At 67.6% G+C, this 13,128-nt stretch carries 11 protein-coding genes; 5 read left to right on the forward strand and 6 right to left on the reverse strand.

The genetic code is table 11. From position 1 onward, the window contains the following. Nucleotides 1–29 precede the first annotated feature (29 nt). Nucleotides 30–551 (reverse strand): Lrp/AsnC family transcriptional regulator, encoded by a 522-nt coding sequence (locus EUB48_RS00380; protein ID WP_142817013.1) that lies wholly within the window; start codon nucleotides 549–551, stop codon nucleotides 30–32. 92 nt (nucleotides 552–643) lie between these two features. On the opposite strand from EUB48_RS00380, the gene EUB48_RS00385 reads away from it, so the two are divergent. Next, complete coding sequence (locus tag EUB48_RS00385) at nucleotides 644–4,234, forward strand: indolepyruvate ferredoxin oxidoreductase family protein (protein WP_142817014.1); 3,591 nt, start codon at nucleotides 644–646, stop codon at nucleotides 4,232–4,234. Between the two features lie 7 nt (nucleotides 4,235–4,241). On the opposite strand, the gene EUB48_RS00390 is transcribed toward EUB48_RS00385, so the two are convergent. Both EUB48_RS00390 and EUB48_RS00395 read right to left on the reverse strand, forming a co-directional pair. Beyond that, on the reverse strand, nucleotides 4,242–4,829 hold the full coding sequence (locus tag EUB48_RS00390; RefSeq protein WP_142817015.1) for a YbhB/YbcL family Raf kinase inhibitor-like protein: 588 nt from the start codon (nucleotides 4,827–4,829) through the stop codon (nucleotides 4,242–4,244). A gap of 47 nt (nucleotides 4,830–4,876) precedes the next feature. Beyond that, complete coding sequence (locus EUB48_RS00395) at nucleotides 4,877–7,921, reverse strand: DNA topoisomerase III (RefSeq protein ID WP_142817016.1); 3,045 nt, start codon at nucleotides 7,919–7,921, stop codon at nucleotides 4,877–4,879. A gap of 100 nt (nucleotides 7,922–8,021) precedes the next feature. Between EUB48_RS00395 and EUB48_RS00400 the strand changes: the two genes are divergently transcribed. The 4 genes from EUB48_RS00400 to EUB48_RS00415 all read left to right on the forward strand — a co-directional run bounded on the left by EUB48_RS00400 (nucleotide 8,022) and on the right by EUB48_RS00415 (nucleotide 10,264). Further along, on the forward strand, nucleotides 8,022–8,501 hold the full coding sequence (locus EUB48_RS00400; RefSeq protein WP_142817017.1) for an SET domain-containing protein: 480 nt from the start codon (nucleotides 8,022–8,024) through the stop codon (nucleotides 8,499–8,501). 4 nt (nucleotides 8,502–8,505) lie between these two features. After that, nucleotides 8,506–9,294 (forward strand): biotin--[acetyl-CoA-carboxylase] ligase, encoded by a 789-nt coding sequence (locus tag EUB48_RS00405; protein WP_142817018.1) that lies wholly within the window; start codon nucleotides 8,506–8,508, stop codon nucleotides 9,292–9,294. Between the two features lie 25 nt (nucleotides 9,295–9,319). After that, nucleotides 9,320–9,541, forward strand: coding sequence for a hypothetical protein (locus tag EUB48_RS00410; RefSeq protein WP_142817019.1), 222 nt, complete (start codon nucleotides 9,320–9,322; stop codon nucleotides 9,539–9,541). A 63-nt stretch (nucleotides 9,542–9,604) separates the two neighbouring features. Continuing rightward, nucleotides 9,605–10,264, forward strand: a complete 660-nt coding sequence (locus EUB48_RS00415; protein ID WP_142817020.1) for a glutathione S-transferase family protein — start codon at nucleotides 9,605–9,607, stop codon at nucleotides 10,262–10,264. Nucleotides 10,265–10,350: 86 nt separating this feature from the next. Here the strand turns inward: EUB48_RS00415 and EUB48_RS00420 are convergent, their stop codons facing one another. The 3 genes from EUB48_RS00420 to EUB48_RS00430 all read right to left on the reverse strand — a co-directional run bounded on the left by EUB48_RS00420 (nucleotide 10,351) and on the right by EUB48_RS00430 (nucleotide 13,091). Further along, nucleotides 10,351–11,778, reverse strand: a complete 1,428-nt coding sequence (locus tag EUB48_RS00420; protein WP_142817021.1) for a sensor histidine kinase — start codon at nucleotides 11,776–11,778, stop codon at nucleotides 10,351–10,353. Between the two features lie 85 nt (nucleotides 11,779–11,863). Next, nucleotides 11,864–12,535: a response regulator gene (locus EUB48_RS00425; protein ID WP_142817022.1), complete on the reverse strand. Its 672-nt coding sequence runs from the start codon at nucleotides 12,533–12,535 to the stop codon at nucleotides 11,864–11,866. A 52-nt stretch (nucleotides 12,536–12,587) separates the two neighbouring features. After that, nucleotides 12,588–13,091: a MarR family winged helix-turn-helix transcriptional regulator gene (locus tag EUB48_RS00430; protein WP_142817023.1), complete on the reverse strand. Its 504-nt coding sequence runs from the start codon at nucleotides 13,089–13,091 to the stop codon at nucleotides 12,588–12,590. Between the last annotated feature and the right edge of the window lie 37 nt (nucleotides 13,092–13,128).

Here is a 13,128-nt window from a genome sequence, read left to right on the forward strand (position 1 = left end):
GCTTGCACCTGCGCTGATCCGGCAACCGGTCAGCGCCGCCGGTTTCGCCCGGGCGATGCCGATGGCAGCGGCACCTGCTCGATCGGCAACGCCACCTCGGACTTGACATCGCGCAGCACGATGCTCGAGCGCACATGCGTCACGCCGGGCAGCTTGAACAGCGTCTCGTGCAGGAACTGTTCGTAATGCTTCATGTCGGGCACCAGCACCGTGAGGATGTAGTCCGCCGGCCCGGTGGCCGACACGCAGCGCACGATCTGCGGGCTCGCCGCCACGGCCTCCTCGAAGCGCTGTACCTGCGATTCGCTGTGGCGCTCCAGATTGACCTCGGTGACCGCGGCCACCATCAACCCGACCTTCTCGCGGTCGACCACCGCCGTATAGCCGCGGATCACGCCGGCCGCCTCCATCTCCTTGATGCGCTTCCAGCACGGCGTGGCCGACAACCCGACCGCCTCCGAGATCTGCTGCACGGTCTGGCGCGCATCGCGCTGCAGTTCGAACAGGATTTTCAGACTGTGCGCGTCAAGAAGAACAGCGTCAACATTCATGGCGAAATTTGAGAATGACATTCTCGAAACAAGCGATTTGACCAGTGTATTGAAGAAAGATTTACCTGGGAAGCAGAACAATAATTTCCTGGATGAATACCCTTGTTGCCAACCCAGCCGTCCAGCGCCCGCACTATCAGCTGTCGGACAGCCTGTGGGCCTCCTCGGGCGCCATCTTCCTGACCGGCACCCAGTCGCTGGTGCGCCTGCTATTGATGCAGCGCCAGCGCGACGCGGCCCGCGGCCTGAACACGCAGGGCTTCGTCAGCGGCTACCGCGGCTCGCCGCTGGGCATGGTGGACCTGGCGATCTGGAAGGCCGGCGATCGCTTCAAGGACGCCGGCATCCGCTTCGTGCCGGCCATCAACGAGGAACTGGCGGCCACCCAGGTGCTGGGCACGCAGCGGGTCGAGTCCGACCCCGAGCGCACGGCCTGCGGCGTGTTCGCGCTGTGGTACGGCAAGGGCCCGGGGCTGGACCGCGCGGGCGACGCACTCAAGCACGGCAACGCCTACGGCTCGTCACCGCACGGCGGCGTGCTGGTGGTTGCGGGCGATGACCACGGCTGCGTCTCCTCCTCGATGCCGCACCAGAGCGACCACGCCCTCATGGCCTGGAGCATGCCGGTGCTGCAGCCGGCCTGCGTCGCCGAGTACCTGGAGTTCGGCCTGTACGGCTACGCGCTGTCGCGCTACTGCGGCGCCTGGGTCGGCATGGCGGCGCTGTCGGAGATCGTCGAGAGCGCCAGCACCGTGGACCTCGACCTGGTCAACGCGCGCGTCGCCGCCTGGGTCGATGCCGACGCGGTGCGCGCCGCCACCGGCCACCGCGCGCCCGCCGACGGCCTGCACTACCGCTGGCCGGATCTGCCCTCCCTGCGCATCGAGTCGCGCCTGGCCGACAAGCTGCAGGCGGTGGCCGCGTTCGCGCGCGTCAACAGCATCGACCGCCACGTGATCGAGAGCCCGCACGCCACGGTCGGCATCATCACCTGCGGCAAGGCGCACTACGACCTGCTGGAAGTGCTGCGCCGGCTCGAGATCACGCCGGCCAGCCTGGCGCGGGTCGGCGTGCGCCTGTACAAGGTCGGGCTCAGCTTTCCCGTCGAGCCCACGCGGATCCAGACCTTCGCGCAGGGCCTGCGCGAGATCCTGATCATCGAGGAGAAGGGCGCGATCGTCGAGACGCAGTTGCGTGACCTGTTCTACAACGCGCCGCCGGATGCGCGCCCCGCGCTGGTGGGCAAGCAGGACCGCGACGGCCGGCCGCTGGTGTCGGCGCTGGGCGAACTGCGCCCGTCACGCCTGATCGAGCTGGTCGCGCACTGGCTGGCCGAGCATTTTCCAAACAACAGCGACCTCGGGGACCATCTGCAGCATGTGCGCGACTTCACGCCGCCGGAGCTGCTCAGCAACGCCAGCGACTCGGTCAAGCGGCTGCCCTATTTCTGCGCCGGCTGCCCGCACAACACCTCTACCCGCGTGCCCGAAGGTTCCACCGCGCGCGCCGGCATCGGCTGCCACTTCATGGCCAACTGGATGGACCGCAGCACCGCGGGCCTGATCCAGATGGGCGGCGAGGGCGTCGACTGGGTCTCGCATTCGATGTTCACCAAAACGCCCCACGTGTTCCAGAACCTGGGCGACGGCACCTACTACCACTCGGGCTACCTCGCGATCCGCCAGGCGGTGGCAGCGAAGGCCACTCTCACCTACAAGATCCTGTACAACGACGCGGTCGCGATGACCGGCGGTCAGCCGGTGGACGGCGTGATCAGCGTCGACCGGATCGCGCGCCAGGTCGAATCCGAGGGCGTGCGGCAGGTGGTCGTGGTCAGCGATGCAATCGACAAGTACGACGCCGTCAAGGATCGGTTTCCGGCCGGCACCGAATTCCACGATCGCAGCGAACTCGATGCGGTGCAGCGGCGCCTGCGCGAGGTGCCGGGCGTGACCGTGCTGATCTACGAACAGACCTGCGCCGCCGAGAAGCGCCGGCGCCGCAAGAAGGGCGAACTGCTCGACCCGCCGCGGCGCCTGTTCATCAACGAGGCGGTGTGCGAGGGCTGCGGCGACTGCACGGTGCAGAGCAACTGCGTGGCGGTGCTGCCGACCGAGACGCCCCTCGGGCGCAAGCGCAAGATCGACCAGACCAGCTGCAACAAGGACTACTCCTGCGCCAGGGGCTTTTGCCCGAGCTTCGTCAGCGTCACCGGCGGCGCGCTGCGCAAGAAGAGTGGCGCGCTGGCGGCCGGCAAGGAGGCATTTTTGCAGCGCGTGGCCACGCTGCCGCGGCCCTTGGCCCATACGTGGGATGCGCCATATGACCTGCTCGTCACCGGCGTCGGCGGCACCGGCGTGGTGACGGTGGGTGCCGTGATCGCGATGGCCGCGCACCTGGAGGGCAAGTCCGCCAGCGTGCTCGACTTCATGGGCTTTGCGCAAAAGGGCGGCGCGGTGCTGAGCTTCGTGCGGCTGGCCGACACGCCCGAGCGGCTGAACCAGGTCCGCATCGACACCCAGCAGGCCGACGCGATCCTGGCCTGCGACGTCGTGGTCGGCGCCTCGCCGGACGCGCTGCAAACGGTGCGGCATGGCCGCACCCGAATCCTGGCGAACGTGCACGAGATCCCCGTGGCCGAATCGCTGCGCAACCCCGACGCCGAACTCCAGGTCGCACTGCTGCTGGAGAAGATGCGCTTCGTGGCGGGCGCCGGACAGGTCGAAACCTTCGACGCGCAGACCCTGGCGGAGGAATTCCTCGGCGACACCTTGGCGTCCAACATTCTCGCCATGGGCTATGCGTGGCAGCGCGGCCTGGTGCCGCTGAGCCTGGAGGCGCTGACGCGCGCGATCGAGCTCAACGGTGTCGCGGTGCCGGCCAACCAGATGGCCTTCTCGCTGGGCCGCATGGCCGCGGGCGACCCGGCAGCGCTTGGGCGCATGCGCAGCGCGCCGGCGCACGAGCCGCATGACGAATCGCTGGACGCGCTGATCGCGCGGGGCGTGGCGCATCTGGGCGGCTACCAGAACGCCGCTTGGGCCCGGCGCTTCGAGGCGCGCGTGCGCAGCGTGCGCCAGCGCGAGGCCGCTCTGGCCGGCGGCGATCCCGCGCTGCCGCTGGCCTGCAACGCCGCGCGCAGCCTGCTCAAGCTGATGAGCTACAAGGACGAATACGAGGTGGCGCGCCTGTACACGGATGGCAGCTTCACGCGCCAGCTATCAGCACAGTTCGAGGGCGACGTGAAGCTCGAGTTCCACATGGCGCCGCCGCTGCTGTCACGCCCGAAGAACGGCCAGCCCCCGGCCAAGATTCGTCTGGGCGGCTGGATGCTGCCCGCCATGAAGTGGCTGGCACGCGGCAAGGCGCTGCGCGGCACCGTGTTCGATGTGTTCGGCCATACCGCAGAGCGGCGTCTGGAGCGCGCGCTCATTGCGCAGTTCGAGACGCGCCTGGACGAATTGCTGGCCGGTCTCACGCCCGCCAACCAGGCGCTGGCCGCGCAGATCGCGGCGCTGCCCCTGAGCATTCGCGGCTACGGTCACATCAAAATCGCGAATCTGGCGCTGGCGCGCGCGCGCGAGGCCGAACTGCTGCATCGCTTGGATCCGAAGCGCTACCCGAAGCCGCCCGCACAAACGGGCGCCGGGCAGTTGCGCGGTATCGCGGTCGTGGCGCGCTGAGCCGCCCTTATTTGGGACGGCCGTAGTGGGCGGTGAAACTGGCCTTGGCGATCGTGTTGCCGTTGATCATGAAGCCGGTCAGGGCTGCCGTGGCATCGGCCGGCACGTCGAGCTTGTCGGTCCCCAGCGCATACACGGTAAACACGTAGCGGTGCGGCTTGTCGCCCGGCGGCGGGCACACGCCGCCCCAGGCATTCGCGCCGTAGTCATTGCGGCCTTGAACCGCGCCGGCGGGCAGCGTGGTGCTGTTGGCGGCGCCGGCGTTACCCGCCAGTTCGGTCACGCTGGCCGGGATGTTGATCACCATCCAGTGCCACCAGCCCGAGCCGGTTGGCGCGTCCGGGTCGTGCACCGTGATGGCAAAGCTCTTGGTGCCCTTGGGCGCGCCGCTCCAGTGCAGCGCCGGCGACTTGTTCTCGCCACTGCAACCAAAGCCGTTGTACTCGAAGCTCTTGGGGATGGTGCCACCGGCCTTGATGTCCGGGCTGGACAGCGTGAAGCCGGCTGCCTGCGCCGACGGCACGGCCAGCGGCGAGGCCAGGGTGACGACGCCGAGCACGGTGGCGGCGAGCGATGAGCGGGGAAGGTGTTGCATGGGGCCTCCTGAAGGGTTGAGCCCTGCATCATCCCGCGTTTTTCGCCTCAGCTCAAATGCTTGCCCACGATGCCGGCCAGCTCGAACATGGTCACCTGGTCCTTGCCGAACACGGGCTGAAGCCTGGCGTCGGCATTGATGGCCCGCTTGTTCTGCGCGTCCTGCAGACCATTGGCCTTGATGTAGTCCCACAGCTTCTTGATCACCTGGGTGCGCGCCACCGGCTCCGCGCCGATGACGGCGGCCAGCGCCGCGCTCGGGGTCAGGCCGGCGCCGGGCTTGCCGGCCGACTTGCGCGGCGTTTTGACCGCAGCGGTTTTGCTGGCGACTTTCTTGGCGGGGGCCTTGGCCGCCACCTTGCGCGCCGTCTTGGCCGGCGCGGCCTTGGCGGCTGCCGCCTCGGGCGCGGCCGTTTTGGCGGCCGTCTTGCGCGGGGGGAACTTGGACGGGGCGAACTCGAAGTTGACCTTGCCGGCCTCCTTGTCCCACGCGAGGTACGCCTTGAAGGCGCGGCGCGTGCGCATGGAGACAAACTTGTCGAGCAGGTCGGTCTTGCCGCTTTCCAGCAGCTTGCTCATCTGCTCGCGCACCACGGGCTGCTGCAAGATGATCTGGCCGCTCTTGAAGTCGCAGGTGGGCGTCGCTTGCGCAGCAGTGGGCACTGACTTTTCACAGACATAGCTCTTGCCATGCTCGAACACGGCGCTGCCGCACTTGGGGCACGGGCCGAGCGAGGTCTGGCCCGAGAAATCGACCAGCTCGCCGGTCTCGGCGTTCTTGTCGTCGCCGAAGTCGAACTCCAGCTTGAAGTTCTTGGTTTCTTCGTCGAACTTGAGCACCATCTCGGCCGTGAACGGCCAGCCCGCCTTGGAGCGGAAACCCTCCAGCGGGCCGATTTTCTTGTCGCGCAGAAACTGCTCGACCTCGGCCACCTCGAAGGTCCGCCCGGCCGGCGTCTTGCCGAACGAGAAGCCGCAGGCGTCTGTGCCCGTGCCGCTTTTGCCGGTGCAGGTGTAGCGGCGGTAGTTTTCCTTCACCACGCCGCCGCAGTTGGGGCAGGGTGCCTGCAAGGTCGCGTAGTCGCCCGGAATGGTGTCGCGGTCGTATTCCTTGGCCTTTTTGACCATGCGCTCGGTCATGGCGGCGATCTCGGCCATGAAGGATTCGCGGCTCAGCTTGCCGTGCTCCATCTGCGCCAGCTTGTATTCCCATTCGCCCGTCAGCTCGGCCTTGGACAGCTCTTCCACGCCCAGCCCGCGCAACAGCGTCATGAGCTGGAACGCCTTGGCCGTCGGGATCATCTCGCGGCCCTCGCGCAGCATGTATTTCTCGTTGATCAGGCCTTCGATGATGGCCGCGCGCGTGGCCGGCGTGCCCAGGCCCTTTTCCTGCATGGCCTCGCGCAGCTCGTCGTCGTCCACCAGCTTGCCGGCGCCTTCCATCGCGCCCAGCAGCGTGGCCTCGGAGTAGCGCGCCGGCGGGCGGGTTTTCAGGCCCTTGGGCTCCACCGTCTCGGCGCGCACCATCTCGCCCGGCTTGACCGGCACCAGGCTCTGGCCCTTGTCGCCGTCCTTGGCGTCAGCGACCTCTTCGGCCGCTTCCTTGCCATAGATGGCGAGCCAGCCCGGCTTGACCAGCACCTTGCCCTCGGTCTTGAAGTTGTGGCCGGCGGCCGCCGCAACGCCGGGCCGCCCCAAGCCAGGTGCGGCCCCCTCGGGGGGCAGCGCAGTACGCGTAGCGACAAGCGTGGGGGCAACGGTTGTGACACGCGTCGTCACCAGGTATTCGGCACTCGGGAAAAACACCGCCATGAAGCGGCGCACCACCAGGTCGTACAGCTTCTGCTCGGCCTCGCTCAAGCCGTGCGGCGCCAGCAGCGTGGGGATGATGGCGAAGTGATCGCTCACCTTGGTGTTATCGAAGATGCGCTTGCTGGGCTTGACGTAGTTGCCCTTGAGCGCCGTGGCCGCATGGGGCGCCAGGTGTTTCATGCCGCTGTCGGCCAGCATCTCGAAGGTCTGCTTGACCACCGGCACATAGTCCTCGGGCAGCGCGCGCGAGTCGGTCCGCGGGTAGGTCAGCGCCTTGTGCCGCTCGTACAGGCTTTGCGCGATCGACAGCGTGGTCTTGGCCGAAAAGCCGAACTTGCCGTTGGCCTCACGCTGCAGCGAGGTCAGGTCGAACAGCGGCGGCGAGGCCTGCGTCGTGGGCTTGCTCTCCTCGGTGACGCTGGCGGCCTTGCCGCGCACGGCATCGGCAATGGCCTGGGCCTCGCGCTGCGACCAGACGCGGTCCGCCTTTTTCTCGGCATCAATGGCATCGCGCTTGTGCGCGGGGTTGAACCATTTGGCCGGGTACTCGCCGGCCTCGGCCAGAAAGCTGGCGTGCACTTCCCAGTAGTCGCGGCTGATGAACTTGCGGATCTGCTCTTCGCGCTCCACCACCACCGACAGCGTGGGCGTCTGCACGCGCCCGACCGTGGTCAGGAAGAAGCCGCCGTCGCGCGAGTTGAAGGCGGTCATGGCGCGCGTGCCGTTGATGCCGACCAGCCAGTCGGCCTCGGAGCGCGAGCGCGCCGCGTCGGCCAGCCCCTGCATCTGTTTTTCGCTGCGCAGCTGCGCGAAGCCGTCGCGGATCGCCTGCGGCGTCATCGACTGCAGCCACAGGCGGCGCACCGGCTTGCCCAGCGGCTTGGCGCCACCGGCGTACTGCTCGATCAGCCGGAAGATCAGCTCGCCCTCGCGGCCCGCGTCGCAGGCGTTGATCAGTTCGGTCACGTCCTTGCGTTTGGCGAGCCGGACCACGGCATTCAGGCGGGTTTTGGTTTTCTCCACCGGCTTGAGGTCGAAGTGCGGCGGGATCACCGGCAGGTGGGCAAAGCTCCACTTGCCGCGCTTGACGTCGAATTCCTCGGGCGCCTGGATCTCCAGCAGATGGCCGACGGCGCTGGAGACGATGTAGCTGTCGCTCTCGAAATACTCGTCGTGCTTGTCGAACTTGCCGGCCGTGGGCGTGAGCGCGCGCACGATGTCCTGCGCGACCGACGGCTTTTCTGCAATGACCAATGTTTTATTGAAAGCTTCGCTTTTCATCTGACTACAATCCAGTTCTCTCGCGGGCGCGCAGGCGCCCGCACATGCACACGTGGGCGCACGCGCCCACACATGAATTCACCATACCAAATTTTCAGCCGTGCCCAAAAACCCGTCGTTTGCATCAGGCCGCCGCATTCAAACCCGCCGCTCGGGGGTGCACGGCAAGGGCGTGTTCGCCGTGCAGGACATTGCCGAGGGTGAGACCATCATCGAGTATGTGGGCGAGGTGGTGACGTGGAAGGCCGCGCAGGCGCGCCATCCACACGATCCCAAGGATCCGAACCACACGTTTTACTTTCACATCGATGAAAAGCACGTGATCGATGCCAAGTTCGGCGGCAACTCCTCGCGCTGGATCAACCACTCGTGCGACCCGAACTGCGAAGCCGGCGAAGAGGGCGGGCGCGTCTTCATCAAGGCGCTGCGCAATATCGCGGCGGGCGAAGAGCTGAATTACGATTACGGCCTGATCATCGACGAGCGCTACACGCCCAAGCTCAAGGCCGAATACCCGTGCTGGTGCGGCGCGAAGAATTGCCGCGGCACGCTGCTGGCGCCCAAGCGACGAAGGAGTTGAAGCCATGAACACTCAGGCCATTGCCTGGCCCGCGCAGGCCATTCAGGCAGCCGTGGCGCCGTCGCTGCCGGGTTTTGCGGTCGAGGTGCTGCCCGAGATCGACTCCACCAACACCGAGCTGATGCGCCGCGCCCGCGCCGGGCAGATGGCGCCGGTGCTGCTGCTGGCCGAGCAGCAAACCGCGGGGCGCGGGCGGCTGGGGCGGGACTGGCAGAGCCAGCGGGGCGAATCGCTGACGTTCTCGCTGGGCCTGCCGCTGGCGCCGGCGGACTGGTCGGGGCTGTCGCTGGCGGTGGGGATCAGCGTGGCGGAGAGCCTGCACCCGGACATCCGCCTGAAGTGGCCCAACGACCTGTGGCTCAGCGATGCGCGCGGCGAGCGCAAGCTGGCCGGCATCCTGATCGAGACCGCCAGCTTTGGCGACCAGCGTTATGCCGTGATCGGCGTGGGCCTGAACATCGCGTCTCGCGACGGCGCCGGCCTGGCCACGCCTCCTGGCGCGCTACAGGAGCTGTTGCCCGGCGTGGACGCGCCGCAGGCCTTGGCGCGCGTGGCAGCGCCGCTGGTGCAGGCAGTGCAGGCTTTTGAGGCGCTGGGTTTTGCCCCGTTTCAGGCTCGCTTCAACGCCCGCGACGTGCTGCGCGACCGCGAGGTCAGTGTCAGTGACGGCCAGGGCGGCGAGACCCGCGGCAGTGCCCACGGCGTGAGCGAGACCGGTGCGCTGCTGGTGCACACAAAGGCCGGCATGCAGCCAATCATCAGTTCCGAAGTCAGCGTGCGCCCCCTGCACTAGCGCGCAGATCCGTCCGCCTGCTGCCGTGCTGAGACTGCTTGCCCTGCTGCTGTTGCTGGCCAATGGCGCTTACTTTGCCTGGTCGCATGACTGGCTGCGCCTGTATGGCATGGGGCCCGTGCAGCAGTCCGAGCCGCAGCGCGTGGTGCAGCAAATCAGGCCGCGGGACCTGCTTTTGTTGAAGGACGGCGCAGCCCCGCCCGCCACGGCGTCTGCACCCGCTGGTGCGCAGGGCTCGATACCCTGAAAATGGCACCGGCCGGCAGAGTGCTGCAAGCCTGTCCCTGACCTACTCGAAACGGAATCCGCCATGCCACTGAAGCTCTACTACGCCCCCGGCGCCTGCTCTTTCGTGCCCCACACCCTGCTGGAAGCCACGGGCGAGCCCTATGAGCCCTTGATGGTCAAAATCCACAAGGGCGAGCACTACGAGCCGCCCTACAAGAGCGTCAACCCGCGCAGCCAGGTGCCGACGCTGGTCGATGAGGGCGAAGTCATCACGCAGATCGTGGCCATCGTGAATTACCTGGCCGAGCGCTTTCCGCGCATGGGCTTTTTACCCGCCGAGCCGCTGGCCAAGGCGCGGGTGCTGGAGACGCTGGCGTGGATGAACAACACCGTGCATCCCACCTTTACCCATATCTTCATGCCGCAGAAGTTCGCCGACAACCCGGCCGTGCATGGCGACTTGAAGCGCTACAACACGCAGTTGTACCGCGGCATGCTGGGCGAACTGCAGGCGCTGGCGGCGGCGGCCCAGGCGCGCGGCTGGGCCTGGCTGGGCGGTGAGCGCTTCGGCCCGCTCGACGCCTATGCGCTGACCCTGCTGCGCTGGGGCAGCATCGCGGGCATCGATCCGGCCGGTTTCCCCGTGCTGTGGGCCGCCGTGCAGCGCACCGCCGCCTTGCCGCACGTGGCGCGCGTGATCGAGCGCGAGCGACTGCAGCTCAACCTGTATCGACCAGGGTAGAAGAGAGCCCCCACGCTTGTCGCTGCGCGTACTGCGCTGCCCCCCGAGGGTGCGCTGAACTTGCTCGGGGCGGCCCTTCGCGGCGTTCATGTCATAAAGCGCACGCTGAAGCGCGCGCCGGGCGGCATCTGTCCGGGATGCGCATCTTCCAGGCTGACCGCCGCGCCGTGCTGGCGCGCGATCTCGAGCACGATGGGCAGGCCCAGGCCGGAGCCGTCGGCCTCGCTGCCCAGCACGCGGTAAAAGGGCTGGAACACCAGGCCCTGCTCCGCTAGCGGAATGCCCGGACCCGAATCCTCCACCTGCAGCAGCAGCACCTTGCCGAAGGTGTCGGCCAGCACCCGGGCGGTGATCACGCCGGGGTGCTCGGCGCTGGACGGCGTGTAGTTGATGGCGTTGTCCAGCAGGTTGCGGATCAACTCCGTGAGCAGCGTGGCATTGCCCTCGAGCAGCACGCCCGGCGCGGCGGGCTGCTCGCCCTCGTAGCCCAGGTCGATGCGCTTTTCCAGCGCACGCGGCAGGCAGTCCTGCACCGCGTCCATGGTCAGGCGCACCAGGTCGCAGGGCTGGCGTGCAAGGCTGGCGCCGCTGCTCTCGGCCCGCGCCAGCGCCAGCAACTGGTTCACGGTGTGCGTGGCGCGGATGCTGGAGCGCCCGATCTGGCGCAGCGACTGCTTGAGATCGTCCGTGGAGCCCTCGCGCAAGGCCATGTCGGCCTGCATGCGCAGGCCCGCCAGCGGCGTCTTGAGCTGGTGCGCGGCATCAGCCAGAAAGCGCCTTTGGGTGGCCATCGAGTCCTTCAGGCGCGTCAGCAGGTCGTTCACGGACGACACCAGCGGCGCCACCTCCAGCGGCACGGCCTTGTCGTCGAGCGGGCTCAGGTCGTCCGGACGGCGCGCGCGAATGCGCTCTTCGAGCTGGCTCAGCGGCTTGATGCCACGCACCAGCGCCAGCCACACCAGCAGCACCGCCAGCGGCAGGATGGCGAACTGCGGCAGCATCACGCCCTTGATGATTTCGGCGGCCAGCACCGAGCGCTTCTCGCGTGTCTCGGCCACCTGCACCAGCGCGGGTTGGGCGCCGGGCAGACCCAGCCCGACCTGGACGTAGGCAATGCGCACGTCCTGTCCGCGCATCTCGCCGTCGCGCAGACGCACATCACCCACCGCCGGTCTTTCATCGTCGGGCGGCATCGGCAGGTCGCGCTCGCCGCTCAGCAGTTCGTTGCGCGCGCCGAGCACCTGGTAGTACACCTGCACGTCGTCGTCGGCGCGCAGCAACTCGCGCGCGGGCTGCGGCAGGCTGAACTGCGCCTGCTGGTTCTGCACCGAGACCAGCTGCGCCAGCGCCTGCACGTTGTATTCCAGCGCGCGGTCGAACGGCCGGTTGGCAATGCCCTGCGCCACCAGCCAGGTCAGTGCCAGGCTGACCGGCCACAGCAGCAGCAGCGGCGTGAGCATCCAGTCGAGGATTTCTCCGAACAGCGAGCGCTGCTCACGCTGGAACAGTTTCACGTGAGCGACGCCGGGCCGCCCCAAGGCGCGAAGGCCCCCTCGGGGGGCAGCGACCACACGTAGTGAGGGAGCGTGGGGGCCATCTTCACGGGATTTTTTCAAGGCAGTAGCCGAGGCCGCGCACGGTGGCAATGCGGATCGGACCCTTCTCGATTTTCTTGCGCAGGCGATGGATGTAGACCTCGATGGCGTTGTTGCTCACCTCCTCGCCCCACTCGCACAGGCGCTCGACCAGCTGGTCCTTGCTGACGAGACGCCCGGCGCGCTGCAGCAGCACCTCCAGCAGGCCCAGCTCGCGCGCCGACAGCTCCACCATCTTGCCGTCGATCGTGGCCACGCGGCCCGCCTGGTCGTACACCAGCGGTCCGTGTTTGATGGTGCTGCTGGCGCCGCCCATGCCGCGGCGCACCAGTGCGCGCACGCGCGCTTCGAGCTCCTGCAGCGAAAAGGGCTTGGCCATGTAGTCGTCGGCGCCATAGTCCAGCCCCTTGACGCGTTCTTCCACGCTGTCGGCCGCGGTCAGGATCAGCACCGGCAGCGCCGAGCCGCGCCCACGCAGTTTCTTCAGCACCTCGAGGCCATGCATCCTGGGCAGTCCCAGGTCCAGGATCAGCAGGTCGAACTCGTTGTTGGTCAGCAACGCCGCGTCCGCTTCGGTGCCGCTGGCCACATGGTCCACGGCGGCGCCCGAGGCGCGCAGCGTGCGCAGCAGGCCGTCTGCCAGCACCTGATCGTCTTCGGCAATCAGAATCCGCATGCATGTCTCCGGTTAGGCGCTTTGGTGTGGTCACCGTGCAATAGCGCAAATTCTAGGCCCGCGCCGGCTTCCAGGCTGCATAGATCTCCAGCCCGATCATCGCCACGGTGGCCACATCAAGGCCTACGTCGGCGCGGAATTCGGCCTCCGCCTGCACCACGGCATCCTTGAAGGCCTGCAGCCAGTCCAGCCCGGTGGGCGTGAACCGCACCAGCCGCGCGCGCGCATCGCGCGAATCGGGCGCGCGCGTGACCAGCCCCCAAGCCTCGCACTGATCCACCAGCTGGCCCATGGCCTGTTTGCTCATGCCCGCGCGCTCGGCCAGCTCGGTCAGGCGCGAGCCCTGCAGCGATAGATGGCGCGTGATGTGGATGTGGGCCGCGCTGACCTGGCCGCGCGCCGCCAGATTCGACAGGGCCAGCGGCACCTCGATGTTTTGCGCCATCAGCTGCAGCACGCGCTCGTCGAAACGGCGCATCGCGTGGCCCAGCAATCGGCCCAGATGGGTTTGCCGCCAGCCGTCTTCCGCCGGGGGATGCGGTGGATTTTCAGTCATCAGCCAATGGTAAATCAAACTGACTAAAAATCGCGTT

This window comes from Rhodoferax sediminis (assembly GCF_006970865.1).
GTDB lineage: Bacteria > Pseudomonadota > Gammaproteobacteria > Burkholderiales > Burkholderiaceae_C > Rhodoferax_A > Rhodoferax_A sediminis.

Excerpts from the sequence above, each read along its gene's own strand:
- EUB48_RS00385 (WP_142817014.1), top strand. The coding sequence starts at position 644 with ATGAATACCCTTGTTGCCAACCCAGCCGTCCAGCGCCCGCACTATCAG.
- EUB48_RS00390 (WP_142817015.1), bottom strand. The coding sequence starts at position 4,829 with ATGCAACACCTTCCCCGCTCATCGCTCGCCGCCACCGTGCTCGGCGTC.
- EUB48_RS00380 (WP_142817013.1), bottom strand. The coding sequence starts at position 551 with ATGAATGTTGACGCTGTTCTTCTTGACGCGCACAGTCTGAAAATCCTG.
- EUB48_RS00395 (WP_142817016.1), bottom strand. The coding sequence starts at position 7,921 with ATGAAAAGCGAAGCTTTCAATAAAACATTGGTCATTGCAGAAAAGCCG.
- EUB48_RS00415 (WP_142817020.1), top strand. The coding sequence starts at position 9,605 with ATGCCACTGAAGCTCTACTACGCCCCCGGCGCCTGCTCTTTCGTGCCC.
- EUB48_RS00405 (WP_142817018.1), top strand. The coding sequence starts at position 8,506 with ATGAACACTCAGGCCATTGCCTGGCCCGCGCAGGCCATTCAGGCAGCC.
- EUB48_RS00425 (WP_142817022.1), bottom strand. The coding sequence starts at position 12,535 with ATGCGGATTCTGATTGCCGAAGACGATCAGGTGCTGGCAGACGGCCTG.
- EUB48_RS00430 (WP_142817023.1), bottom strand. The coding sequence starts at position 13,091 with ATGACTGAAAATCCACCGCATCCCCCGGCGGAAGACGGCTGGCGGCAA.